The sequence below is a fragment of the Candidatus Polarisedimenticolia bacterium genome, from assembly GCA_036004685.1.
GTDB lineage: Bacteria > Acidobacteriota > Polarisedimenticolia > Gp22-AA2 > AA152 > DASYRE01.
On sequence record DASYRE010000015.1, the window covers coordinates 1 to 25,937 of the forward strand.

The window sequence follows — 25,937 nt, forward strand, 5'->3', positions numbered from 1 at the left end:
GACCGTCACTCGCAATTGCCTGAGCTACCTAAAGGCAGAGGCTCTTATCCGCTTCTTGTCGTCAATGACTCCGACTGGATCAAATCATTCTCGGATCTCCGGCTAAACATTCACGGAGAGATCCCGGTCCACTATCAATTCATTACCATGAGCTACTACGTGGACGTGCTGTCATATCTCACCCCCAGCTCCGAGTGGTTGCCATCGGATGCATGGGAGGTGTTGTTTGGCAAGATCGCGCCCTAACAATTCATTCAAGCCGAAGCCGCTTCGCGGCTCGGCTTAATTCAGGCGTTATGCGCGGTCGGGCATTTTGCTCAGATGGTCTATCGCCAAAGCCTGATTGCAGCTGCAGCTATCTCGCAGTCGTCTACAGCTCGCTTCGGCAAGCCTTACGTTGCGCCGCCCGCACCATGAAGATTCTTGCCCCGTGGAGACGGCGCCCTGCTTCGGGTGGCAAACAGCTCGCCGCCGGTTGCTCCCGGCTTTCTTCTAGTGATTCCCGTATCCCGATTCTCCTCGGCTAAGATCTCTTCAGCCGCAGCACTTCACCGGTTGTCCGGGGCTGCATAACAATTCATTCAAGCCGAAGCCGCTTCGCGGCTCGGCTTAATTCAGGCGTTATGCCGACGCTCGCGCGGGGTGGATCGTGAGGTTCTTGCGACTCGGCTCCTCTCTTTCTTCGCTCGGAGGCGGAGGCTGATGCGCGTATCGGTGGTTGGCACTGTTCACGAGGAACAGGGCCTCGCAAATGTCTCAGAGCTGCACGTAATCCTCGAGCGCATTCGGCCAGAGGTCATCTTTTTAGAGATACCTTCGGCAGCTTTCGACGACTTTCTCGACGGCACCCGCAGCAACCTCGAGTCCATCGCAACACGACGATATCGGGACACCCATAACGTCGTGCTTGTCCCAGTGGACCTGCCTACACCGGGGGAAGAGTTCTTCCGAAACTTTGAGTACTTGCGCGAGAGAGTCAGGAATGCGAGCACTGACTATCGACGGTTGATTGGCTGGGACAACCACTACATCAGTGATTATGGCTTTGCCTATCTCAATGGCCAGCGGTGCAGCGAGCTTTGGTCCGAAATCTATGCAGCGATGCAGGCGGCGATTGAACAGCTCGAAGACCACAAGCTCATCGAAATCTTCGACTCTTGGAAACACACCAATGAGCTTCGTGATAGGGCAATGCTGAAGAACATAGAAGACTATTGCACCCTCAATCCTCCCGAAAACGGTGTGTTTCTTGTTGGCGCAGCACATAGGCGGTCCCTAGCCAACAAGTCGCGAGAAGGGCGCGGAGTTGGCTCACTCAGAATCGAGTGGGACTTTTCTGGGTTTCTCGATGTGGTCAAAGAAGGAAGTGTCTAAAACTTCGGGCCGCCAGCCTTACCCCGGAGCGGCGGAGTGAGATCGCAAGGGGGGCGGCGAGAGCACGGTGGCGCAAACGGAAGGAGCCCGGGAAGGGCAAGGGGAGGAAGGCATGAAGCAGAGAAGTCCGACAAGTGCGTGGGTCGAGGGAAAGGAGGGATGAAATGGCAATCTTCAAGAAACACCACAAGCGAACCGGAGTGGAGTTCTATTACATTCGCTTCCACGCCGGGGGAGGGAAGTGGAAGAAGGAGAGGGCCGGGACCACGCTCGATCAGGCGAAGAAGCTCCTCAAGAAGCGGTGTGGTGAGGTGGTCGCCGGCACCTACGTTGACGCCCGGGAAGTCGTCCCAGACCGCAGCGCCGGTCTGGCTCCGGCCCATCATCACCCTCGGGGTGCTTACGGGGATGCGCTTAAAGGAGCTACTCATGCTTCGTTGGGGGGACTGGGATCGGGAAAAGGGGCAGCTCTTCGTTTCAGAAGAGAACAAGACGGGGCGGCCCCGGACGATTCCGCTCAGCGCGGAGGCGACCGAGGTGTTTCAGCGGCAGGTGCGTCGGATCAAGGCCACTCATGTCTTCGTCAACCGGCAGGGGAAGCCCTACCTCTCCCGGGACGCCCGGCAGTTCATCGGCCGGCGGACGAAGCGGGCGATGGTGGACGCCGGAATCCAGGGCGCGAGTTTCCACACCCTCCGGCATACCGCGGGCAGTTGGATGGCCCAGGCCGGAGACTCGGAGGTGAAGATCGCCAAGATTCTCGGCCATGCCTCCACGCGGACCACGGAGCGGTACACCCATTTGGAGACCGAACACCTCCGCGGCACCGTGGATCGGCTCGGTCAGGTTCTCCGTCCGACTGTCCCCCAGACTGTCCCACCTTCGCAATCCTCAGAAGCGGCCCCCGCCTCGGCAGCCGCAAGTGCTGAACCTGCTATACTTCAAGGCGTGCGCCCGTAGCTCAGCTGGATAGAGCGCCGGCCTTCGAAGCCGTAGGTCGCAGGTTCGAGCCCTGCCGGGCGTACCACTTCTTCTTCCGGGACGATCGCGTGAGCTTCGACCCCATCGTGGAAGCCATCCGCGCCGCGCTGCGCGCCGTCGACCGCGACCCGCGGTCCGTCCCCGCCTACCTCGACCTCCTCCAGGCCTACCAGAACTGCGCCGACAAGGAGAACGAGCCGGAGCTGCTGGAACAGGCCGGCTACGTCATCCGCGACGTGAAGCAGCTTCCTCTCTCGGAAGAGGAGAAGCGGCGCCTCGCCGATCTCGAATCCCAGATCGCGGCGACCAAGGCCCGCCTCGAAGCGATCCAATCCCAGGCTTGAGCGGCGGAGATTTCAGCGAAGGGGAGCGCCGGCGCCCTCTTCGAGCGTCACGACTCGGTCCGTCGCGAGGTCGCGAAAGGATTCCTTCAGGCCGGAAGGCCAGCGAATCTTCAGGGTCACCGGCGACGCATCGCCTCCCAGCCCGAAGTGGACGATTCCTTCGGAGGCGCTTTCGTAGGATGAGCCGCCGCGGCGCTCCTGCGCGAAGGTCTTCCCGCCGGACGTGAGATCGAGCCAGGTGCCGATGCCGTCCCGGTTGCTCCGCGTCCCCCGGAGCCTCACGCCGAGCCAGTGATTCGTGCCGGCGCTGTCGTTGCGAAGCAGGCGCGCGCGGCCTCCGTTCCGGCTCAGCGCGACGTCGAGCCGGCCGTCCCGGTCGTAGTCCAGGATCGCGACGCCGCGTCCCACGTCCGCGGAGCCGAAGAAGGCGCCCGCCGCCGCGCCCCGCTCCCGGAAGCGTCCACCTCCGACGTTGTCGAAGAGCAGATCCCGCTCCCGGTAGGTGATGGTGTCGCTGTATTGCTCGATGTCGTCCATGACGTGGCCGTTGGTGACGTAGAGGTCGGGATCGCCGTCGTTGTCGGCGTCGAGGAAATCGGTGCCGAATCCTACGAAAAGAAGGCTCGGCGCGCCCAGGCCGGCCCGGTTCGTCGCGACCGTGAAGGTCCCGTCGCCGTTGTTCCGGTACAGCTCGTTCGTCTCGTTGCTCAGGTTCGTGACGAAGAGATCCACCCGACCGTCGCCGTCGGCGTCCGCCGCGGCCAGCCCCATCCCGGCCTGCGGGCGCCCCTCCTCGCTGTAGCCGGTTCCGGAGAACAGCGTCACGTCCGAAAACGTCCCGTCGCCGTTGTTCCGGAACAGGAAGTTCCGGACCGAGTCGTTCGCGACGTAGAGATCGGGATCGCCATCCTGGTCGTAGTCGACCCAGATCGCCCCCAGGCCCTTCCCTTCGGTCGTCCAGATACCCGCTTCCCGGGTCACGTCGCGGAAGGTTCCGTCGCCGTTGTTGCGGTACAGGACGTCGGGCACGCCGTCGTAAGCGTCCGGATGGCAGTAGGAAACCAGCTTCCTCGCCACCTCGCCGCAGCGCTTGTGCTTGGCGAGCGTGAAATCGAGGTAGTTGGCCACGAACAGATCGAGCCGGCCGTCGCGATCGAAATCGGCGAACGCCGCCGACGTGCCCCACAGGGGATTGTCGACGCCCGCCTTCCGGCCGATCTCCGTGAACGTCCCGTCGCCGTTGTTGCGGTACAGCGCGTTGGGTCCGAAGTTCGTCACGTAGAGATCGGGGTCCCCGTCGTTGTCGACGTCGCCGACGGCGCAGCCCATTCCGTAACGCCTCTCGTTGCCGACGCCCGCCTTCGCCGTGACGTCGGTGAACGTTCCGTTGCCGTTGTTCCGGTAGAGCACGGCGTGGAGGAGCGGGTCGGCCGGCGCCTGGGGCAAGGGGGCCGACTGGACTTCGTAGAGGTCCGGCCACCCGTCGCCGTCGTAATCCAGCACGCAGACCCCCGCGCCCATCGTCTCGATCAGGTATTTCATGCCGCTGCCGCCGTGCCGGTGGAGAAACTGGATCCCGCTGGCGTCGGTGACGTCGGTGAAATGGATCTTCCCCGGAGGCTCGGCGTTCTTTTCCGCGCTCGGCTCGGAGCACCCGAAGAATCCACCAGCGAGCGGCGCCAGCAGCAGGACGGTCACGCAAGAGAGGCTCGGCATCGTCATGGCGAGACGGGAGATCGCGCTGAGAGCTGGGTCAGGCGGGCGCGCGCCACGGGGAGGGATGGATCGAGATCGAGCGCCCGCTGGAACGCTTCGATCGCCTCGCGCGGCTTGTCCAGCCGGAGGTAGGTGACTCCCAGCTCCTGCTGGAACGGAGCGTAATTCTGCAGCTGGCTTCGGTAAGCCAGAAGGGCTTCGAGCGCCTTCTCCGCTTTTCCCGCATGGAGGAGCTCCTGCGTCCGGGACTGGGCCGACTTGAAGAGACGCTTCTCGTCCAGGAACGTCTCCTGGCGCTTGGAGGCGCGCGCGAACTGCTCCAGGACGGCGTTCGCCTCCCTCGGCCGGTTCATCCGCGCGTAGCAATTCCCGAGATTGTGGAGGGCGCCGACGTTCTGGGGGTCGAGGTCCACCGCCTTGCGCAGCGCGGCCGAGGCCTCGGGAAGCCGGCCAAGGCGGAGCGCGGCGATTCCCAGCTCGGTCTGGATGCCGGCGTCGGCGGGAGTGAGCGTCGCCGCTTTGCGAAGCGGAGGGATGGCCTCTTCATAGCGCCCGAGACGATTCAGGACCAGGCCGAGGCTGAAAAGGGCTGTGGGATCTTCGGGCCTCTCCTTCGCCAATCTCACGAATTCCCGCTCCGACTCCTTCCAGGCGCCGAGCGTGATCAAGACGAGGCCGTAGGCCTGGCGGATTTGGGAGGCTCCGGGGTGGCGCTTCAAGAAGCGGAGATAATGCTCGCGCGCCGCCTCATTCCGGCCCATGCGGGCCAGCGTATCGCCCAGATCCAGCGCGATGTCGGGATCGTCGGGGGCGTAGGACATCGCCTGCCGGAGCGCTTCCTCTGTCCGGAAAACGTCGCCGCTCTGGAAAGCTTCCGAGGCCGCGGCGAGCGCCGCCAGGGTCTGCGGAGAGCGTTCGCTCGCGCCCGTGAGGCGAGGCTCGGGCGGATTCGATGCGCAACCCGCCAGCAGGGTCAGCAGGAGCGCCGGCAGAACAGGCCGCGCCGGGCAGCGCAGACCGGGGCTCATGACGGCGGGGGTTGGGGGGTCCAGCTCGAGTCGCCCTTGCGGATCCGGATCTTCTGGTCCGCAGGGGGAGGGGGGTAATCGACTTTCGTTCCGTCGGGCCATCGGATCGTCAGCTTTTCGGTGCGCAGGTTCTGTCCGAGGCCGTAATGCAGGACCGGCGGGTCGCTCGATCCGAACCCGCGCCCGTTGGTGACCTCCTGATACATCGTCAGCTTTCCGGCTTTCACCGTGACCCCGGCGCCGACGGCGAGGTGGTTCGGCCCCTCCTGCGAGAGGGCGATCTCGAGGAAATGGTTCTTCCGCGGCGTCTCGTTGAGGTAGAACGCGCTGTGCCAGAGGTCGCCGTGGTAGAAGCCGCCCACCTCCGCGAACATGTCGAGATCGCCGTCGCCGTCCCAGTCGATGAAGGTGATCCCGTGGCCCTTGCCGAGGTTGCCGACGCCGGCGGAATACGTCCGGTCGACGTACCTGCCGCCATCGCCGCGCATGTAGAGGATGTTCGGCTCGAGCCTCCGGATGTCCGGATTCCCCGTCCCGAAGTAAATGTCAGGGTAGCCGTCGTTGTTCACGTCGCCGACGTTGGCGGCCATCGTGCCGATCGGATAGACGAAGCCGGATTGCTCGCTGATGTCGGTGAACTTGAGATTGCCGTCATTGCGGTAGAGCTTGCTGAGGTCGTCGTCGGGAACCGGGACGTAATCGGAGCGATAGCCGTTCATGACGCGCTCGAACAGCGCCAGGCTCACCGTGAAGAGGTCGAGGTCGCCGTCGGCGTCCATGTCCGCGAAAATGGCCACGTAGCCGTTCTGGCGCCGGTTCCCGATCACGCCCGCTGCCTTGGCGATCTCCTCGAACTTCCCGTTCCCCAGGTTGTGATAGAGCTTGTTTGCCCGCATCCTGCCGTGGACGAAGATGTCGGGCCAGCCGTCCTGATCGATGTCCCCGACCGCCACGCCGATCGTTCCGCCCCGCGGCTCCTCCTTCATCCCCACCTGCTCCGTCACGTTCTCGAACGTCCCGTCCCCCTTGTTCCGGTAGAGATGGTTAATGTTCGGATCGAGCGTGACGCCGTTGGTCACGAGGATGTCGAGCCAGCCGTCGCGGTTGTAGTCGAACCACACGACGTTGAATCCGGACCCCGGCTCCGAGATCCCCACCTTGTCGATGACGTTCTCGAACGTCCCGTCTCCCTTGTTGTGGAGCAGGTAGTCGAACGTCGGGCCGTTCCAGCCGTTGCGCGCGATGTAGAGGTCGGGCCGGCCGTCGCCGTCGTAGTCTCCCCAGGTCGCCCCGAAGCCCGATTCCACCTTCCCCAGCCCCGCGGCGAGGGTCACGTCGCTGAAATGCTTCCCGTTGTTGTGGAAGAGCGAGCAGAAGGTGTCGCAGCCGCAAGCCACCAGGTCGAAGCGGCCGTCGCCGTCATAGTCGGCCCACGAGGCGGGGCCGGCGCCGGCGAACTTGTCGACCCCCAGCTGCGGGGCGATGTCGCGGAATTTCACCCCCGAGGGGAGATCCTTCCCCGTCTCTTCGGGCCTCAGGGGAAAGCGATATTTTGCCGGAAAGCCCGCCGGATAACCCCCCAGGCCTCGGCTTGCCTGGTACATGTCCCACAGCGACCGGATGTTGGGGGTGGTCTCGTAGGCTTCCTTGAACGCGGCAAGCGCCTCCTTGAACATCCCCTGCCGGTAGTAGCCGTGTCCCTTGATTCCGAGGGCCTGGACTTTTCGATCGATCGGCAGATCGGGGAAGCGGCTCAGGAGGAGGTCGACTTCGCGCACCGATTCGAGCCACGCGCCCGACTTCATGAAGACGTGCGACATCATGAAGTGGGCCGCGGCCGCCTGCTCGCTGTCGGCGGGGACCTGGTCGAGGACTTTCTCGATCTCGGCGCGGGCCGACTCCATGGTCCAGGCCGAATCCATCGACACCCGGCCCTGGTTGTTCGGCACGGTAAGCCGAATCTCTCCGATCGCCATCCAGGTCGCGTAACGCAATCGGATGTCGGAAAGGGTTGGATTGGCCTTGAGGATCTTCTGGAAGAGATCCATCGCGAGGTCGGGCTCGTAAACGCTGATGATCCGCTCTTTGACGATGTCCGCCAGCTCGAAGGCGGCCTGGAGGTCATTCGGATCGAGCTTAATGGCGGTCTTCAGCTCGGCGACCGCCTCGGTGGGAATGGCGTCTTCGCGCTTCGCCTTGGCGGCGAGGAGCCTGCCGAGCTGCGCGTGGGCTTTGGCGTCGGTCCGGTCGAGCGCGATGCTGCGCCGGAACTCGGCGATCGCCGCGTCGTCTTGCCCGATCCGCATCATCTCGGTCCCCCGGCGGAGGTGCTCTTCCACCTCGACGCGCGCCGCCCGGGTCGGAGTGACGCTGCTCGAGCCGGCCCCGGCACAGCTCGAGATCGCCAGGGCGACGGCCAGGGAGGCCAGAGCGGCCGCAGCCGGATTGCCCGATGGGATCTTGCTCATGCTACCTCCGTCGAGATGCGGCCGTCTTTCAGGTAGAGACGCCGGTCGGCCAGCGCCGCCAGCTCCAGGTTGTGAGTGGCGACCAGTGCCGCCAGCCCGCCTCGTCCGACCAGCTCCCTGAAGAGAGCGAAGATCTTCCGCCCGTTGTCGGAGTCGAGGTTCCCCGTCGGCTCGTCGGCCAGCAGGAGCGCGGGCCGGTGGACGAGTGCCCGGGCGATCGCCACCCGCTGCCGCTCGCCTCCCGAAAGCTCCGAGGGATAGCGATGGGATTTCCCGGCCAGCCCGACCTGCTCCAGGATCGCTCCCGGAGAAAAAGTCTCGGCGCCGGAGCGGTCGAAGGCGAGCGGCAATCCGACGTTCTCCATCGTGGTGAGCGTCGGAATCAGGAACGCCTCCTGGAAGACGAATCCGATCCGGCGCCTCCGGAAGTCGGTCAGCTCCCTCTCTCCCAGATCCTGCACTTCCGTCCCCAGAATCCGCACCGTCCCCGAGGTCGGGCGATCGAGGCACCCGAGAAGATTGAGCAAGGTCGTCTTCCCGGAGCCCGAGGCCCCGACCAGCGCCACCAGCTCCCCGGCGGAAATCGTCAAATCGACGCCGCCCAGAGCCGTCACTGTTTCAGCCGACAATGGGTAGGTCTTCACGAGGGCCAGGGCCTCGACCATCGGCGAGGCCCGCCCGTGCACGCCATCGGCCATCAGCCGGCCCGGCCCAGGACCCGCGCGGGCCGGACGACGGCGGCCCGCGCCGCCGGGTAGATCCCCGCCACCACCGCGAGGCTCAACGAAGCCACGACACAGGCGAGCGCCCGGGGCAGGCTGGTCGCGAGGATCGCCCCGGGTGGGACGAAGGGCACGAACTGCCGGATCAGTGATTCGATCCCCAAGCCTCCCGCCGCCGTCACCGCGGCCCCGACGATCCCCCCCAGAAGACCCAGCACGCCGGTCTCCAGCAGGGTCAAGGTGAAGAGATCGCGCGGGGACGCCCCGACCGCCTTCATCAATCCGAATTCCCGTACCCGCTCCGAGACGGTCATCGTCATGGCGTTGAGGACCCCGAGCCCTCCGATGACCGACGCCACGAGCGCGCTGAGGAGGAGCAGGAGCCGGGACGTCGCCACGAATTCCAGGACGGTCGTCCGGAACTGGGTCATGGTGATCGCCTGGACGGAGGGCAGGTCGAACATGCGCTGCAGGAATCCCTGCACCTTGTCGAGGCTCTTGAGGCGCACGCCGACTCCCGTCAGCTTCCCCTGCCGGTCGAACAGCTCCTGCGAATAGAGGAGCGGGATGATGACCATTCCGTCTTCCTGGGTTCCGGAGCGATCGAAGACTCCGCGAATGACCAGAGGCTTGTGAGTGGGTCCGACCGAGAGCGAGTCGCCGAGCTTCAGCCCCAGGAGGAGGGAAGCGTTGTATCCGAGCAGCGCCTCGGGAGCCTCCGGACCTGAGAACCATTCGCCGCGCTGCAGGGTCATCCAGGGCTTGAGCCGCCGGTAGCGGTCGTCCACTCCGAGAAAGACCATGTTCTTGCCGGCCGGGCCCGCCGGCATCGACTGCATGAAGATGCGGGTGGCTTCGGAGACGTCGGCGTCCTGTAGGATGGTGTCGAAGGTGGATTCGTCGATCGTCATCGGGGTGTTCCCCCCGCGCATCATCAGCGAAGCGGCTTCGTAGGGACACCCCTTCGCCGTGACCAGGACCTGATACCCCATCCGATCGATCGTCGAGTCGAGGGCGCGGACGTAGCCGGCGTGCATGCTCAACGTCCCGAGAAGCAGGCCGGTCGACAGCGCCACCCCGAGGATGGCCAGGCCCGTCCTCAGGGGACGGCGCCTCAAATCGGAAGTGGCAAGACGGAAGAATCCCGGCACCGCGCTCATGCTGCTCCTGGCCTGGCTTGTCCCGAGTTGGGATGCTCCGAGGGGGATTCCGGATTGGGGGGGGATTGTCTCCGGTCCCTATGACTGCATCCTAGCAGCGACCGGCGGAAGGCGTCAATATGCGAGTCTAGAACATTTGCTGCGGCTCGCCGATAAGCTCCAAGGGCTCCGGTTTCCAGGGCTGAAAGCGCCGGGAAGCCTGTCCTGGGAGGAGTGGGCTGAAGCCGCCGGCAGGATCTGCGATGCGGATTACAAAGGGGGGGAACCCACGACCCGGGCGGCGGCTCAGCGATCCGGGGACTCGCGCTCCTCGGGCGGAATCCGAGGAAGCGGAACCTCAAGATCCGCCAGGGCATAGGCCATGAAGGCCATGGCGGCGGCGTTGTCGGCGAGGTCGCGAGGATTGACCTTGTCGAGCGTGTCTCCCGCCGTATGATGCCAGTCGAAGTACTCGGTCATGTCCTGCCGGAGCCCCAGCAAAGGCACTCCCGCGGCGAGCATCGGGGAGATGTCGACCCCTCCCTCGCCCCCCACTTCGACGCTCGTCGCGCCGATGCGTTCCAGCCTGCCGGCGAGGGACCGGAGGGTCGCTTCGCCGCCCGCGCCCGACTTGACGGAGAAGCCCAAGGGATGGCCCGCCCCGGCGTCCGACTCGATCGCCGCGACGTGCCTCTCCATCTCGCCGCGGTGCGTCTCGAAGTAGGTCTTGCCTCCCCGGTTGCCGTTCTCTTCGTTCATGAACAGCACCGCCCGGATCGTCCTTCGCGGGCGCAGGTTGAGCTTCTTCAGGATGCGCAGGGCCTCCATCGAGACGGCGACCCCGGCGCCGTCATCCAGCGCCCCCGTTCCCAGATCCCAGGAGTCGAGATGTCCGCCGATGACCACGACGTCGCCGGGCAGGGTCCGCCCGCGCAGCTCACCGATCGCGTTGGCCGACTCGACGTCGGGGAGGGTCTTGCAGCCCAGGGTGAGATGGACCTGCACCGCTTCGCCCTTGGCGCCGAGGCGATGAATCAGCTCCGCGTCCTCCGCCGAAATCGCCGCCGCGGGGATCCGTGGCACTCCCTCCTCGTAGGCGTGGGTGCCGGTGTGGACGAGCCGCGCGCTGATCGTGCCGAGCGAGCGAATCAGCATCGCGACCGCCCCCTGCTTTCCCGCCTCCGCCGCGCCCCGATAGCGCAGCCCCGACGCCGATCCGTAGCCGCTGCCGTCGGCGTGCGCCTCGATCGGCTTGTTGTAGAAGACGATCTTCCCGCGCGCCTTGTCGCCGAGCGCGCGCAGCTCGTCGAAGGAGGCGACTTCGACGACTTCCGCCGTGACCCCGCCCGGCGGGGTCGGCTCGCTCATGCCCAGGGCCGTGACCGCGAGGCGCTGCGCGACCGGCGCGACGATCGAGGCGGTCTCCGCGCCGCGCACCCAGTGCGGGACCATCACCTTCTCCCTCCGGACGTTCGCCAGCCCGTCCCGGCGCATCTCCCGGAGCGTCCACGCCACCGCCGCCTCGGCCTGGGGCGATCCCGACAGCCGCGGCCCGATCCGATCCGTCAGCCACGCCAGCTTCTCGTAGGCCCCGCCCGAAGCCGTCGCCTCCCCGACGATCCGCGCGGCGATCTGCGCCAGCGGATTATTGCCCTGCGTCCGGCCGAAGAACGGCGCGTCTTTTTTCGGTGCACTTGCCGAAAGCGTCGCCGGCGCGAATTGGGAGGTGAGGAGAAGAAGGATCAGGACGCCCGAAAGATGCGGTCTCATGGACCGGGAATTCTCCGCCGAGGTCCTCGAATTGTCAAGGTTTGAAGTGCAGTGTTCTTCAGGAATACTCGGTCGAGGCCATGCGAAGGAATAGCCGTTGCGAGGGAACAAACCTCCGATAGAGACTCACTTGCTGTTCAACTCGAAGGGGCTTTTAAGAAGAGCGGAATAGTAGCCATACCCCAAGAGATAGATCCAGGCGCTTTCTCGGCGGGGGTCATTGGTGGAAAGCATCAGATAGGAACTCAGAGAGCCGGATCGGTTCGGCCTGAAGACGACGGGAACGAGTGCAGATCCTCCCGGGGGGATCGCGTCTGGAAGTGGACCCCCAAGATAGAAATAGGAATCATCGAATTGCGCGCTCGAGATGCGCAAATCGTCCTCGCCGTTATTGACGATCGAGAGGTTGACGGTGGAGGATCGGCCTACCATCGTCTCGGGAAAGTAGAGGACGTCGGGGGAGGAGAAGGACGCCAGGAGCCAATGGGCGAGGACCTCGATGTCGACGTACCGCATGGCGGGATCGTTGGTTTCGAAGGAAAAGTGGTCACACCAATCGGGCGGGATGTAGTCCGCCGTGTAGATCACCTGCACCGTTCGGGTTTCCCCGGGCAGTACGGTGAAATCCGAGTTGGGATCGGCTTGAAGCGGGCACCAATAGGGAACGATGGGTCCGGTGATTCTCAGAGAGCCGGTTCCTGTGTTGGATAGGTCGAAGCTGCGGGTCACCGGTTGCGAGAGACGGACGTCACCGAAATCGAGGTGGGTTGTCGAGACGTGCATCTGAGGCGGAGGTTCGGGGACTCTGGCTTCGATGGAACCACTATAGGAGGGCAGAGTTGGATCATCGGACAAGACCGTAATCACTGTGTTGAAAGTCCCCCAGGTTGTGGGACGGAAGGTCACGGTCAGGGTCGCCACGGAGTCGGGAGGCAGGACCTCAGGCTCGATTCTCGCTGTGAACTCGGGCAGGCTGCTCGTTGCGGAAAGAATGTGAAGCGGCGCCGATCCACTATTGCTTACTCGATAGGTGATGTTGCTCTCTCCCCCCAAAGGTACGTCAAACATCGGACGAAAATAGAACTGGTCGATGTAGATCCTCGGCTCCGGCGCGGTGCCGGTGCCCTGAAGCTTTACATCGATTTGCGGGCGGAACGGATCGTCCGTCTGCAATCGGAACTGTCCTTCGGAGGGGCCGAGCTGTGTCGGGCGAAAGACCAGGCTGATCCTCTTCGTCTCGTTCGGATACAGGGTCAGGGAGCGGTGCTCGGGACCCGGAACGTAATAGGAATCAGACATGAACGAGAACTGTGCGTAGGGATCGGTCATGTCCCAGGTGATATTAAGAAACGCATCTCCCGCGTTGCGGATCTCGATCGATTTCCACGATCCGGCGAGACCGATCGGCACGGAGCCGAAGTCGAGCAATTCCGCGGCAACCTCGGCGATCGGAGCCACGCCGCGGCCAGAAGGGAGGAACTGCAAGGCCGACCGACCTGGATCATCGGAGTGGATGGTCGCCAATCCCGAAAGCGTCTCGTGCGCGGTCGGTGCGTAGCGCAGCAGCGCGTTCTGCCGTCCGGCCGGCGGGACAGCGAAAGGCGAAGGGGGATCCAGGGACAGACCGGATTCCGGAAGCTCGACGCTTCCGACCGTGACAGGGCTGACGCCGTGGTTCGCGAAGGTCAGAGGCCCGTCCAGGTGAGTGGTGATGAGGACGTCCTTGAACGTGAGCTGCGGGGTCACGCGAAGGTCCTTGATTGGGAAGCGGAATTCTCCGACTTCGGATCGGATCGTGGGGTCCTCTCCATCATTGGTGTCCGGGACGCGATCTCGATCGCCGTAGAGGCGCGATACGGCCCAGAAGAAAATCCGGCCGGTGCCGTCGCCCTGTTCCAGGGCCGCGCGCTCCGCGGGTGTCAACGATTCGAGCAGTGAGTCGTAGGGGATGACGAACGTGATGACCCCGCGGTCTCGATCCACCGTCGAGAATCGATTGAGGTCGTGGAGACCGGCGAAGGGTGGGCCGCCTCCGTCCAATCGCAAGGTGAGGGAGACGTCCGCCAGCGGGATTCCGGAGAGGCCAGGTTCGGTCGGCGCGTTGGCGATGCCAAGATCCACGGAGCCGTCGCGGTCGCTGTCGAGCAAGGGCTCGCCGCAGTTGAGAAAGAGCTGGAAAGTCCCCGATTTCAATTTGGGACGAGCGGCCTCTCCCGGAGAGAAGGTCGATGGGCGATGGTTGCCTATCGGTGGAACGGTCTCGGGCCGCCGAATCTCGTCCTGCAAGATTTGCTCGGGGGCCCCGTGCCTGCCCCCTTCCGATTCCTGTTCACGGTCCAGGCGGTCATTCAGGGAGAGTGTGAATATCAATGCTCCCTGAGAGCTGCCGTTTCCCAAGAAATCGAAGGATCCGATCTTGGCTTGGATTTCCGCCAAATCAATCTCCGCCTCGATCGGATGAGCGGCCTCGCGTGGTTCCTCCAAGCTCTCGGCAGGATCCGAGGCGACACGATTGGTTCGATTCAGCAGAAGAATCGGACCCGTAGAGTCGGAGATCACGACATCCTCCCGGCCGTCCTCGTTGAAGTCGGCGAACAGCGGGACGGGAGGCGTGAGGGCGAACGAACTACCCTGACCGCCTTGTCTCAGGGGAACTCCCGACGGGGAATACTTGGGGCCGAGAGCATGAAATTCACCCGTTCCGGCTCCTTCGCCGAATTCAAGAAAGTCGCCCAGGGCGCCAAGGAGATCCAGGAAGCCGTCTCCGTCCAGGTCGACGTGGCGGCCCGGATTGTTGCAGCAATCGGAGCCGACGCTAAACTGCGAAAAAAACTCTTCATCGTGCCCCAGAAACGTGCCGAAGAGGTTGGGGTAGCCAGAGTATGAAGGAAAGAACGACAGGTCGGGTAGACCGTCGCCGTTCACGTCGGTTGGGGGGAGCAACTGGGAGAAGATCCCACCATCTTCGTAATACTCGTAATAGTAAGGCTCCCCGAAACGACCGTCTCCCAAGCCATCCGCCCACGTGCCGAGCGTGATCCCGCCGGGCCTGAGGTCGCTGAATAGAATGAGGAGGTCGGGGACGCTGTCGCCATTCACCCGACCGATCTGGACGTCCACGGCCGCCGGATACCAGCCTGGGGGGTCGCTGTCGATGACAGTCGAGGGCTCGCCAAGCCGTCCGCCATCTTCCCCGAGGTACACTGAAATCGTCCCCCCAAGGTAATAGGAAGAAGGATAGCCTTCCCGTTTCGTCCCTTTGTGCGTCATGACGACATCGGGGTTTCCATCGCCGTTCAAATCCCCTGCCGCGATCCTGGTGGGAGCAATTCCGGCGGCTTTCGACTCAAGGAAGAGTGGCGGGTTCCTCGGAAGCTGTCCCAGATAACTCGAAAGAGTCCAAGCCCCGTTCGGCAACGTCGGGTAATTGAGGGTGACCACGTCATCCCTGCCGTCGTGGTTGAGATCGGCAGCAATAGCGTCGAAGAATCCCGAGCTCAAGGGCGCCGGTGCGCCGGGTATCGGCCGGAAATCACCACGACCGTTCCCTCGATAGATGACGATCTGGTCACCCCCTGCGAAAAGAAGATCCTTGTGGCCGTCGCCGTCGAAGTCTCCTGTCGCGGCGAATTCCCCAAACGGGGAAGGCGGAGTGATTCTCACGGAGTCCCTTGCACCGCCATTCGAGGAAAGGAAGACGCTCAAGCTTGTCGAGGCATAGCCGTAACTATAGGATGGGTATCCAAAGTAGATCTGGTCGGAGACCGCATCTAAATCCCAAGACATCCGGATACTTCCAGCGGGTTCGAGCGGCAGGCGCAACTCTTGGGGAGAGCCCAGAGTTCCGTTCTCGCCATTGAGGTAGGTCACCGCAAGGTTGCGGTCGAAGAACTGCAAATCGAGTCTGCCGTCTCCATTCACGTCCTGGAAGCCGATAGGGCCATTGCCAGAATAGGGTTTCGATAGAGCTTGGGGCGCCGACCATTGACCGAGGCCCGTGCTCATCCGTAGTCCTCCAAAGCGAAGGAACAGATCCGGCAAGCCATCACCATTCAAATCGCCCGAAGCGGCTATCGGCGGCGTCGCGTACTCGACGTTGGGAAGAATGGCCGCGATTCCTTGATCGGGAGGCAGAAAATGCCCGGTGCCATCGCCCGGCAGGATTTCCCAGCTGCCGCGCGGGCCCGAACCAAATCCCAGGTAATCGACGATCCCATCACCGGTGAAATCCTTGAGCGCGCCCGGCATGAGCTTGAAATCGAGGCCCGGCAAATCCAGCGCTTCGATCTTCTGGCTGCGGACGAATCCGCCGTGCCCGTCCGCTAGGAAAGCGTAGAGATTCGTGCTGTCGCGGAACCTGAAATCCTGGCCGCTGAATTCGATGATGACGAACGGCTGAGCCACGACGGCATCCGGGATGCCGTCGCGGTTCAAATCGGTGGAAATGACGTAGTCGTAGGAGTGGAATCCTTCAGCGGGATCGAGCGGCAGGCTGATGGGCTTTTCGGTTACGGTCCCCCCCGGTCCCCGCAGGAAGAGGGTCGTGGAGCCCCAGGATGCGAAGTCCAGCACTCCATTACCATCGTAATCGCCCGGCGTGTAGATTTCTCCGCGCAGCCCCTCATTTCCATAGAAAGCATGGCATACGGCACTGGTCCGTGTCCCGGTCGTGGATTGGATCATCCCTTGCGGTGTAAGGGAAATACGATAGATGCCCTGCTGGGCATTTCCGCAGGGATCATTGAAGACCAAGATCTCGGAGCGTCCGTCAGCATCGAGAGCTTCCAGTTGTGCCGATGTCAAAGGAAGCCAATCGGCGCCAAAACCCCCGAGAACGGGATTCTTGATCTCGAAATCCAGACGCTGAGCTCGGAAAATGGGGGACTGCAGGGGAAGCTCGGTGGCCCAGGGGAGGGAAAACGCGCCGCCGGCGCACAGCACGGAAAACAGGGCTGCACTTCGCCGGAGCAGACTATGCCACATGATTTGCCTACGGTGCTCGCGGACAGATAGGGGGAAGAAGGGCACCCTGTTTGTACCCGAAAATCAAGCGTTCTGTCAAGGTTTTTGAGGCAGAAGCCCCGCGCCCGCGAGCCTCGGTAAAGTGACCGACAGGTTTGACAAGGAGCGGCCGCTGGAGGTAGCGTCATCCTACCCATGCTCATCTACGGCGGCATCGCGGCGTTCGGCGTGCTTCTGCTGTTGGTCATGCTCCTGGTCGGAGAAGTCTTCGGCGGGGACCACGACCTCGGGGATCACGACGTCGCCGGGCACGACCTCGGCGGCCATGGCGACGCCGGCCCCAGCGTCTTCAGCACGCGGATCATCGCGGCGTTCCTCGCGGCCTTCGGCGTCGGCGGCGTGGTCGCCCGCTACTACAACCTCTCGCATCCGGCCACTTCGGGCGTCGGCGTGCTGGCCGGCCTGGCGATGTCCTCGATCGTCTACCAGTTCGCCAAGCTTCTCTATTCCCAGCAGGCGTCCAGCGAGCTGAGGATCACGGGCCTCGTGGGGACGCTGGCCGAGGTTTCCGTCGCCATTCCCGCCGGCGGCGTCGGGCAAGTCGCGCTCACCAGCCGCGGCGAGCGCACCGAGCAGATCGCGCGCTCGGCGGATGGCCAGGCGATCCCGAGAAGCACCGCCGTCGTGATCACCGCCGTCAGCGGCGATTCCCTCACCGTCACGCCCGCGGAGAGGCCGAGTGGAGGTCCCCCATGAACCTGTTCGGTGTCGAATTCTCGGCGATCATGGTCGCCCTCTCGGTGCTCCTCGGGCTCGTGGCCCTGTTCGCCGCGATGGCCCTGTTCGCGCGCAACTACATCAAGGTGCCGCCGTCGACCGTCGCCATCTTCTACGGCCGCAAGCACCACGTCGTCGACGACAAGGGGAACAAGACCGTCGTCGGCTTTCGCGTCGTGCGCGGCGGCGCGGCGCTCCGGGTGCCCATGCTCGAGCAGGTGGCGTACCTCTCCCTGAACATCATCTCGATCCCGCTGCGGATCCAGCGCGCCTACACGAAGGAAGGGGTCGCCGTGACCGTGGAGGCCGTGGCCAACGTCAAGATCGCCGGCGACGACGTGTCGCTGCGCGGCGCGTCGGAGCGCTTCCTCGGCATGACCAGCGATCAGATCAAAGGCGTCATCTTCCAGACGCTCGAAGGCCATCTCCGCGCCATCCTCGGCACGCTCACGGTCGAGGAGATCAACGCCGACCGGCAGGCATTCGCCCAGAAGATGACCGACGAGGCGGCCGTGGATCTCAAGAAGATGGGCGTCAACATCGACATCCTGACGATCCAGCAAATCAGCGACGAGATGGGCTACCTCGACGCGCTCGGCAAGAAGCGGACGGCGGAGGTTAAGCGCGACGCCATCATCGGCGAAGCCCAGGCGCAGCGCGACGCGACGATCAAATCGGCGATGGCCGATCAGGAGGGCAAGACCAAGCGCTACGAGGCGGACGTCGCCATCGCGCAATCGCTGCGGGACAAGGACTCGAGGCAGGCCGAGTTCGACGCCGCGGTGAAGGCCAAGCAGGCCGAGGCCGAGCAGTCCGGGCCACTGGCCACCGCCATCGCGCGGCAGAAAGTGACCGAGCAGGAGACCCGCATCGAGCAAGTGCGCAAGCAGCAGGAGGTGCTGGTCCAGCAACAGGAGGCGGCGCGCCGCGAGCAGGAGCTGCAGGCGACGGTCGTCAAGCCGGCCGAGGCCGAGCGTCAGGCGGCGATTCTGCGCGCCGAGGGCGAGAAACAGGCCACGGTCACCCGCGCCGAGGCGACCCAGAAGGAGCTCGAGTTCGAGGGCGCCGGCGAGGCTTCCAAGATCGAGCGGATCGGCCGCGCGGAGGCCGCCAAAGTGCTGGCCGTCGGCGAGGCGGAGGCCGAGGTCATCAAGAAGAAGCTCCTGGCCGAGGCCGAGGGCCTCCAGAAGAAGGCCGAAGCGTGGAAGAACTTCAACGAGGCGGCCGTCATTAACATGGTCGTCGAGAAGATGCCGGAGCTGGCGCAGGCCTTCGCCACCCAGCTGGCGGGCATCGACAAGATCAACATCATCGAGATGGGGAACGGATCGGGAGCGGGCGCGGGGGTCGGCAAGGTGATGAGCACGGTCGGCGGCGGCATGACGGCGATGCTCTCGATGCTCAAGGATCAGTTCGGCATCGACGTCGCCCAGCTCATGCAGGCGAAGACCGAAGCCGCGACGGCCGACGCCCAGAAGAAGACCGGGCGGTGAAATGGCGGGCGAAATCGTCTACGAGAGCACGCTGCCCTGGGATCCCGAGCGGCCGAACACGACGATCATCACCTGCGTCGACGGCCGCTGGGTCCACCACTTCCAGGAGTTCGCGCGCGTCTACCTGAAGGCCGGCGCGCGCACCGACTTCCTGGCCGTCCCCGGCGGCATCGAGCCGCTGACGCTGTTCGATCTGGTCCCCAAGGACTTCAATTTCTTCCGGCGCCGCATGGAGGCGCTGGTGAGCGACCACCGCACCGAGCGCATCGTCGCCATCGCCCACGAGGATTGCGCCTGGTACAAGGCCCGCAAGATCGGGACGTTGGCGATCGACCTGAAGAGCCGCCAGCTCGCCGACCTGCGTCGGGCCGGGGCCCGGCTGCGCGAGATGTTCGAGGGCGTGACCGTCGAGACCTACTTCGCGAAGCACAGCCCGGCGGACGCGAGCAAAGTCGTGTTCGAGACCGTTTGAACGGCCCTCCACTCCTTAGAGCAGCTTCTTCCAGTTCCGGATGAGCCGCAACGGCTCGGGAGCTCCAGCTTCGGCGTACCGCAGCGCCAGGAACCGCTTCCCGTCGGTGGCGACGACGGGTCCCGCCGCCTCCGAGCGGGCCGCATCGTCCTTGAGCGCCAGAACGGGCTTTCCCGGATCGGGCGCGGCGCCGTTGCCGATGTCGACCCTCATGAGCCCCTCCTGGGTGTTGTAGAAGATCTTCGATCCGTCCGGGCTCCAGAACGGCACCCCGCCGATGCCGGAGGACACCTGCCATTTCCGGCGGGCGGCGGGGAAATCGGTCAAAAAGACCTCCTGCCTGCCCGACTCGTCGGACACCCAGACGATCCACCGGCCATCGGGTGAAAAGGCGGCGCCGCGTTCGTTGAAGCGGCTTCCCAGGAAAGTCTCGACCTTGTGCGGTCCTTTCAGGTCCACCGTGGCGACGTCGAAGCCGCTACCGGTCCGTTGAATCATTCCGATCAAGTACCTTCCGTCCGGCGACCAGTCGGTGACGAAGAAGGAGGAGGATTCGAGGATCCTTTCCTGCTTTCCGCCTCCCGAGGGGGATTGCAGCCAGGTCGCGCTCTTTCCCCAGCCGGCCCCCGCCGAGGAAGACACCGCCATCAGATTGCCGTCCGGAGAAAGGGCTCCCTGAATCGTCCCGGTCATGCTCTGAAACGTGGATCGAACCGCCTGCCCCCGGGCCAGGTCCATGCTCCAGAGGTCCGAGCTGGTGCCGTCGGGCGTGCTTTGCACCAGAAGCGCCCGCTTGCCGCCCGTTCCGATGAGCGCCTGGTCGTAAAAGCCGGCGTCGCCGACGGGTTCCTGCCCTCCGCCGGGATCGAGCCATGCCAGACGGGTCTTGCGGGCCTGCCGTTTGCGGTAGACGAGATCGCCGGTGCTGGAAAGGGTGAAATTCCCGAGGTCCCGCGGATTGAAGTACTCCACGGCGTCCGCCACCGGCGAGGGAGACCCCTCGATCTTGCCGGTCGAGGCATCCATGCGCTGCGCCACCAGATTGCCGTCCCTCACGAAGAACAAGTAACCATCCGAGTATTGCGAATTCGACGCCTGGTCGACGACCCTGTGAGGCTTCCCTCCCTCCAGGCTCGCCAGCGCCACGTGGCCGACCGGCTCGGCGATCGTCTCGCGCTCGGTGAACAGAAAGTGCCTGCCGTCGGGAAGGAAATAGGGGTTCCGATGAGTCACCGAATCACGCGGAATGCTGGTCGCCGGCTTCGGCGCGCCGCCCCCATCGGGAACCTGCATGAGAGGCCCGCGGATGTCGGGAGCGAAGACGATCGTTCCGGCGGGGCTCCAGGAGCCGCCGCGGCCGTCGTGCGCCTCGCAAAGAATCTGCACCGGACCTCCCGCGCCGGGAACCTTGCGGAGTTTTCCCTCGGAGAAAAACCCTAACCAGCGGCTGTCGGGCGACCAGAACGGAAAGGTGGCGCCGGTGGTGCCCTCCAGGGCGCGATACTCCCCGGTCAGGAGATCCCGGACCATCAGATGAATGGGAGTTCCTTCCCCGCCGCCCAGGACCGACAGGTACCGGCCGTCGGGAGACAGCGCCACCGCGCCGGCCACAATGGCACTGAATTCGATGCCCGTGGGAGGGAGCAGCTCGGCTCTTAAAGGCCTGCCGGCCTCCGCCTCGCCTCGTCGTGCCGCCCAGGACCAGGCGAGCAGCCCGGCCGCGGCGACCCAGCCGGCAACGGCCGCTGCGACGAGCATCCTTCTCCCCAGGCGGCGGGACGCGACGACGGCGCGCGGCGCGCCCGCCTGGGAGCCTGCCTCCGAAACCCAGCGCAGCTGCCCGGCGACGTCCCGCGCCGACTGCCAACGGTCCTCCGGGTCTTTCTCCAGGCATTTCCGAATCACGTGATCCAAAAGCGGCGGGGTCAGGGGCATCGCGGCGGAGACCGGCTCCGGCTGGGATGAGACGATGGCCGCTATCAGGCTGGTCTTGGATTTGCCGGTGAAGGCCTTCCTACCCGTGGCCATCTCGTACAGCACGGCGCCCAGCGCGAAGATGTCGGTCCGGGCGTCGGCGTCAAGGCCCTCCAGCTGCTCCGGGGCCATGTATTGGAAGGTGCCCATAATGGCGCCTTCCGCCGTCAGCTGCCGCACCTCCGTCGGAAGGCTCGTCAGGCCGCTGATGATTCCGGCGCCCTCCGACGCCGTGCGCGCCAGTCCGAAGTCGAGGAGCTTCGCTCCGGACCGGCTCAACATCACGTTCTCGGGCTTCAAGTCGCGGTGAATGATGCCCCGCCGGTGCGCCGCGTCCAGCGCGTCGGCAATCTGGGCGCCATAGCGCAGCACGTCGGGCAGAGGCAGGGGGCCCTTCCTGATGCGCTCGGCCAGGGACTCACCCTCGACCAGCTCCAGGACGAGGTAGTGCAGCGCCGAGCCGGCGGCGCCCGCCGGCGTTCCGGAAGATTGCGGCGAAGGGATCTCCCCGACGTCGTGCAACGTGCAGATGTTCGGATGATTCAGCGAGGAGATGACCTTGGCTTCGCGCTCGAAGCGCGCGCGGAACAGCTCGTTGAGCGCCAGGCCCGCAGGGAGGATCTTGATCGCCACTTCCCGGTCCAGCCGCGAGTCCTTCGCCCGCCAGACCTCACCCATCCCGCCGGCGCCCAGCGGCGCCAGGATTTCATAGGGACCGAGCCGGGTTCCGGGCTTCAAATTCATGGCCGGGAAGTATAAGCGAAAACCGGAACCCCGGCGGCCTCCTGGGGCGCGCCACGGGGTCTTTAGGGGGATTCCGCCGGCGGGCTCAGCGGCGCAAGGCGGTGGAGGAGGGAGGCGGCGGCGGGACGACGAAATACCGCCGGCCGGTGTAAAGATCGTCGGCGACCTCGAAGAGCGCGATGGCGTCGTCTTGGACCTGGAGATTTTCGGGGGTGCCGCTGGCGTCGGGGAGGAACTGATGGCTCACCGGATCGAGATGATAGAACTCGGCGGTCTTGTTCGGTTGGAGGACCGCGAGGGTGTCCCCCTCGAGGATGCCGATGTCCAGATCGTGGTGGATCAGCGCCCGCGCGTTGCGCGGCGGATCCCGGAGCAGGTCGCGGCCGAAGAACACGCTCTCGTAGGGACGGCCGATCAGCCCCAGGACAGTGGGCGCGACGTCGAGGGAGCAGCCGAGAGTATCGATCCGTCCCGGGCCGATGCCCGGCCCGACCACCAGCAGGGGAATCTCGTAGGAATGGACCGGGATGCGCAGGCTGCCGTAGACCCGGGCACCGTGGTCGGCCACCACGACGAAAATCGTGTCGCGGAAAAAGGGCTCCTTCCTTGCCTGTCGAAAGAACTGCCCGAGGGCCCAGTCGGCGTAGCGGACCGCGTGCTCCCGCCGCCGCCGCGACGGGTCCTCGGGGATGCGCCCGGCCGGATAGGTGAAGGGTTTGTGGTTCGACACGGACAGGACCGTGGCGAAGAAGGGCTGTCCGGCGCCGTGGAGATCGTGGAACTCCTCGACGGCCCGCTGGAAAAGGTCCTCGTCGGAAACGCCCCAGATCGTGGAGAAGACCGGGTGCGGGAAGTCCTTCTGCTCCACGAACCGGTCGAACCCGTTGGCCAGCGCGAAGCCTTTCATGCCGTCGAACACACCGCGCCCGCCGTAAAGAAAAACCGTGCTGTATCCGTCCCGCTTCAGGAGGCGCGCGATGGTCTCCACGTGATCGGAGAGGTCGCGCCGCACGATGGAGTTTCCGGGCAGGGGAGGGAAGGAGGAAAGGACCCCCTCCATGCCCCGAACGGTCCGGTTGCCGGTGGCGTAGAGGTGCGTGAAGAGCAGGCCCTCCCGCGAAAGGGCGTCCATCTCGGGCGTCAGGCTGGCACCCGGCCGCCCCAGGACTCCCCAGAACTCCGAGCCGAAGCTCTCCTCCAGGAAGATCACGACGTTGCGCCGCGGCCGCCGGGAGTCGCCGTCGACGTGCCGCTGGATCGACTCGGCGGGGCGATGAATCTCCCCCGGCTCCCCGAGAAGATGTCGCGCCCGGAGGTAGGCTACCCGGCGCGGCAGGGTCAAGTAAAAGGCCGGGAAATCGAGATAGTGGGTGTAGGCGGCGTGCACGAAGGAATAGGGGCCGTTGCCCGCCAGCTCGTTCAGCACCCGATCGCGGCTGAAACGGCTCTTCTCCAGGGATAGGGTCGAGGTGACGGCCGCCATCGCCGCGACGATCAGGCCGAGGCTCGCCAGCCGGGTCCTCCAGGGCACCGGCTCGTCCCAGGCTCGGGCCCACCGGGAGCGCACCAGCAGGAACAATCCGATGCCCGCCGCGAGGCACAAGGCCACGATCGGCGCGACCGGATAGCTGTCGCGGATGTTGTTGAGCACCTCGTGGGGATAGATGAGATACTCCACCGCGACGCCGTTGAACCGGACCTTGAACTCGTCGAAGAAGTAGTACTCCGTGAACAGGAAGAACACCTGGGCCGACCAGGCCAGGATGAAGGCCACGGCGAGAATGACCCGGTGCGCCCGGGATTTGTAGAGGCGCTCGGGAAGCAGCGAGAGCCAGAGAAGCATCGGCAGGAGGATCCAGGCGGTGGCGGCGACGTCGAAGCGCAGGCCGGTGAAGAAGACCATGCCCAGGTTGTTCAGATCGCGGTGCCCGGGCGTGGCGTAGAGCGCCACGAGGACGAGACGAAGCAGAGAAAAGGCTGTCAGGTAGAGAACCCAGCAGATTCCCAGGGGGATAAGGCGCCGGTTGCCGATCGGGACTCTCATCTAGCTAACATTATAAGGAACGGCGGCGCGGGCACCAGCGAATTCGACGCGGCGCGGAAGGAACATGGCCCACGAGCGGCTCTTCGCCATCGTCAACCCGGCGGCGGGAGGCGGCCGATGCGGAAAGCTTGCCGGCCGGGCTCTGGATCGACTCCGATCTGCAGGCGTTCCGCTGGAGATCGCGTGGACGGCGGGGCCGGGGCATGCCACCGAGCTGTCGCGCGACGCAAGGTCGCGGGGCTACCGCCGTTTCCTGGCCGTGGGCGGTGACGGAACGTCCATGGAGATCCTCAACGGCCTCTTCCCCGGGAAGGCGGACGACGGCGGGAGGGAGGAAGACGGCCGGCCGATCCTCGCGTTCCTTCCTTTGGGCTCCGGCAATTCTTTCATGCGTGATTTCGCCCCGGGCGGCATGGACAACTCCGTGAAGAGGATTCGAGCCGGCGTGTCGAGGCCGTGCGACGTCCTCCGGCTGACGCACCGTGACGGCCAGGTTCACTTCATTAATTTGGCGACGCTCGGTTTTCCCGCGACGGTGGCGCGCGTGACCAACCTCCGCCTGAAAGGATGGGGCGAGATGGGTTACGTTCTTGGCATTCTGGCGTCCCTGGCAGGACCCTTACGCCACACGCTGCCCCTCCGGCTGGACGGGAAGGGGGAGTTCGACCCTCGCCCGTGCCTGTTCCTCGCCTTCTGCAACACCCGCTACACCGGCGGCCGGATGCTGCTCGCGCCCGATGCCGACCCGGCCGATGGCTTCATCGAGTACGTCCGCTGGGATCCCGTCGGCCGGCTGGGCCTCCTCTGGAACCTCCCGCGCCTTCTGGACGGCAGCCACCTGCGGCATCCCTCGGCCTCGCGAGCCTCGATCCGGCGGGCCGACTTCAAGATGGAGGAAGCGGTTCCGGTCATGGTGGATGGAGAAAGCCTCACCCTCGAATGCCGCTCGATCGAGGTTTTGTCACGGGCGCTTGATGTCCTATGATGAACCCGCAATGACCAAAATCGAGCAGTTGCAGAAAACGGGAATTCGTCGCCTGGGATCGAAGGAGCGTGGGTTCAGATACAAGGGTGCCCCCGGGACCCGGGTGCGCGCCGCCGATCGGGAGCGCATCCGCCAGTTGAAAATCCCACCCGCGTGGAGCGACGTCTGGATCAACTCCGCGTCCGGCGGCTCGATCCAAGCGATTGGGCGGGATGCCGCCGGTCGCCTGCAATATCTGTATCACGCCGATCACGTCCGCCGGCGGGAAGCCAGGAAGTTCAAACGACTGGTCCACTTCGCCCAGGCGCTGCCGAAGATGCGCGTCACGGTCGCCGTCCACATCCGGCAGCCGGGTCTGGGAAGGGAGACGGTGATGGCGTCGATCCTCAGGATTCTTTCGAGCTGCTTCTTGCGCCCCGGGAGCCAGATCTACGCCACCGAGAACGGTAGCTTCGGCTTGGCCACGCTGCGGCCGCGGCACGTCCGGGTCCAAGGGGACGTCGTCGAATTCGACTTCACCGGGAAGTCCGGCGTGCAACAGGAAAGCCGGCTCAAGGACCGCCGCGTCGCGACAATCGTCCGGGGCCTCCTCAAGCATCCCTCCCGCGAAGTCTTCAAGTACCAGAACGGCGACGGTGAGTTCGTCAACGTGACGCGCCACCACATCAACGACTATATTCGTGAGGTGATGGGCGAGAAGTTCAGCGCCAAGGACTTTCGCACCTGGGCGGGAACGCTCGTCTGCGCCTGCGCCCTCGCGAAGGTCGGCGCCGAGAGCGCCGAGACCGGCGCGGCGCACAAGAGAAAGGTGGTCGCGGCGATCCAGGAGACGGCCGACATCCTCGGGAACACGCCGGCGGTCTGCCGCAGCTCCTACATCTGCCCCGAGATCCTCCAGGGCTTCGAGAAGGGAAGAGTCATCCGCCGTTTCTTCAAGAGTCCCG

General features: G+C 64.8%; 18 protein-coding genes and 1 tRNA gene. 10 read left to right on the forward strand and 9 right to left on the reverse strand.

The annotated features are described in order from the left end of the window. The 5 genes from VGR67_03470 to VGR67_03490 form a co-directional block, all read left to right on the forward strand. Positions 1–246 (forward strand): hypothetical protein (locus VGR67_03470; GenBank protein HEV8335456.1); only part of this gene is annotated, 246 nt, incomplete at its 5' end. A gap of 456 nt (positions 247–702) precedes the next feature. Beyond that, positions 703–1,374: a hypothetical protein gene (locus VGR67_03475; GenBank protein HEV8335457.1), complete on the forward strand. Its 672-nt coding sequence runs from the start codon at positions 703–705 to the stop codon at positions 1,372–1,374. A 159-nt stretch (positions 1,375–1,533) separates the two neighbouring features. Further along, positions 1,534–2,334, forward strand: coding sequence for a site-specific integrase (locus VGR67_03480; GenBank protein ID HEV8335458.1), 801 nt, complete (start codon positions 1,534–1,536; stop codon positions 2,332–2,334). Next, positions 2,325–2,401, forward strand: a tRNA-Arg gene (locus tag VGR67_03485). The genes VGR67_03480 and VGR67_03485 overlap by 10 nt, the downstream gene beginning before the upstream one ends. A gap of 22 nt (positions 2,402–2,423) precedes the next feature. Further along, complete coding sequence (locus VGR67_03490) at positions 2,424–2,699, forward strand: hypothetical protein (GenBank protein ID HEV8335459.1); 276 nt, start codon at positions 2,424–2,426, stop codon at positions 2,697–2,699. 12 nt (positions 2,700–2,711) lie between these two features. Here the strand turns inward: VGR67_03490 and VGR67_03495 are convergent, their stop codons facing one another. The 7 genes from VGR67_03495 to VGR67_03525 all read right to left on the reverse strand — a co-directional run bounded on the left by VGR67_03495 (position 2,712) and on the right by VGR67_03525 (position 16,114). Then, the gene (locus VGR67_03495) at positions 2,712–4,397 is read right to left on the reverse strand and encodes a CRTAC1 family protein (GenBank protein HEV8335460.1); all 1,686 of its coding nucleotides are present in this window, start codon (positions 4,395–4,397) and stop codon (positions 2,712–2,714) included. 20 nt (positions 4,398–4,417) lie between these two features. Next, positions 4,418–5,443 (reverse strand): tetratricopeptide repeat protein, encoded by a 1,026-nt coding sequence (locus VGR67_03500; protein HEV8335461.1) that lies wholly within the window; start codon positions 5,441–5,443, stop codon positions 4,418–4,420. Next, the gene (locus tag VGR67_03505; protein ID HEV8335462.1) at positions 5,440–7,911 is read right to left on the reverse strand and encodes an FG-GAP-like repeat-containing protein; all 2,472 of its coding nucleotides are present in this window, start codon (positions 7,909–7,911) and stop codon (positions 5,440–5,442) included. The genes VGR67_03500 and VGR67_03505 overlap by 4 nt, the downstream gene beginning before the upstream one ends. Continuing rightward, positions 7,908–8,609: an ABC transporter ATP-binding protein gene (locus VGR67_03510; GenBank protein HEV8335463.1), complete on the reverse strand. Its 702-nt coding sequence runs from the start codon at positions 8,607–8,609 to the stop codon at positions 7,908–7,910. Before VGR67_03510 ends, VGR67_03505 begins: the two co-directional genes overlap by 4 nt. After that, a complete protein-coding gene (locus tag VGR67_03515; GenBank protein ID HEV8335464.1) occupies positions 8,609–9,793 on the reverse strand; it encodes an ABC transporter permease in 1,185 nt (394 codons plus the stop codon). Before VGR67_03515 ends, VGR67_03510 begins: the two co-directional genes overlap by 1 nt. Positions 9,794–10,078: 285 nt before the next feature. Continuing rightward, on the reverse strand, positions 10,079–11,542 hold the full coding sequence (locus VGR67_03520; GenBank protein HEV8335465.1) for a M20/M25/M40 family metallo-hydrolase: 1,464 nt from the start codon (positions 11,540–11,542) through the stop codon (positions 10,079–10,081). Positions 11,543–11,668: 126 nt separating this feature from the next. After that, a complete protein-coding gene (locus VGR67_03525; protein ID HEV8335466.1) occupies positions 11,669–16,114 on the reverse strand; it encodes an FG-GAP-like repeat-containing protein in 4,446 nt (1,481 codons plus the stop codon). Between the two features lie 585 nt (positions 16,115–16,699). On the opposite strand from VGR67_03525, the gene VGR67_03530 reads away from it, so the two are divergent. From VGR67_03530 to VGR67_03540, 3 genes are read left to right on the forward strand one after another with little or no spacing between them, the layout of a single operon-like run. Further along, positions 16,700–17,260, forward strand: a complete 561-nt coding sequence (locus tag VGR67_03530; GenBank protein HEV8335467.1) for a hypothetical protein — start codon at positions 16,700–16,702, stop codon at positions 17,258–17,260. Next, on the forward strand, positions 17,257–18,774 hold the full coding sequence (locus VGR67_03535; protein ID HEV8335468.1) for an SPFH domain-containing protein: 1,518 nt from the start codon (positions 17,257–17,259) through the stop codon (positions 18,772–18,774). The genes VGR67_03530 and VGR67_03535 overlap by 4 nt, the downstream gene beginning before the upstream one ends. A gap of 1 nt (position 18,775) precedes the next feature. Next, positions 18,776–19,246 (forward strand): carbonic anhydrase, encoded by a 471-nt coding sequence (locus VGR67_03540; GenBank protein HEV8335469.1) that lies wholly within the window; start codon positions 18,776–18,778, stop codon positions 19,244–19,246. A gap of 15 nt (positions 19,247–19,261) precedes the next feature. Here VGR67_03540 and VGR67_03545 read toward each other — a convergent pair whose 3' ends face one another. Further along, positions 19,262–21,958, reverse strand: coding sequence for a protein kinase (locus tag VGR67_03545; protein HEV8335470.1), 2,697 nt, complete (start codon positions 21,956–21,958; stop codon positions 19,262–19,264). A 91-nt stretch (positions 21,959–22,049) separates the two neighbouring features. Continuing rightward, positions 22,050–24,008 (reverse strand): LTA synthase family protein, encoded by a 1,959-nt coding sequence (locus VGR67_03550; GenBank protein HEV8335471.1) that lies wholly within the window; start codon positions 24,006–24,008, stop codon positions 22,050–22,052. 64 nt (positions 24,009–24,072) lie between these two features. Here VGR67_03550 and VGR67_03555 point away from each other — a divergent pair, with 64 nt between their 5' ends. Further along, positions 24,073–24,993 carry a diacylglycerol kinase family protein gene (locus VGR67_03555; protein HEV8335472.1) on the forward strand — a complete coding sequence of 307 codons (921 nt, stop codon included), beginning with the start codon at positions 24,073–24,075 and terminating at the stop codon, positions 24,991–24,993. A 10-nt stretch (positions 24,994–25,003) separates the two neighbouring features. Then, positions 25,004–25,937: DNA topoisomerase IB (locus VGR67_03560; GenBank protein ID HEV8335473.1), on the forward strand; the 934-nt coding region annotated here is incomplete at its 3' end.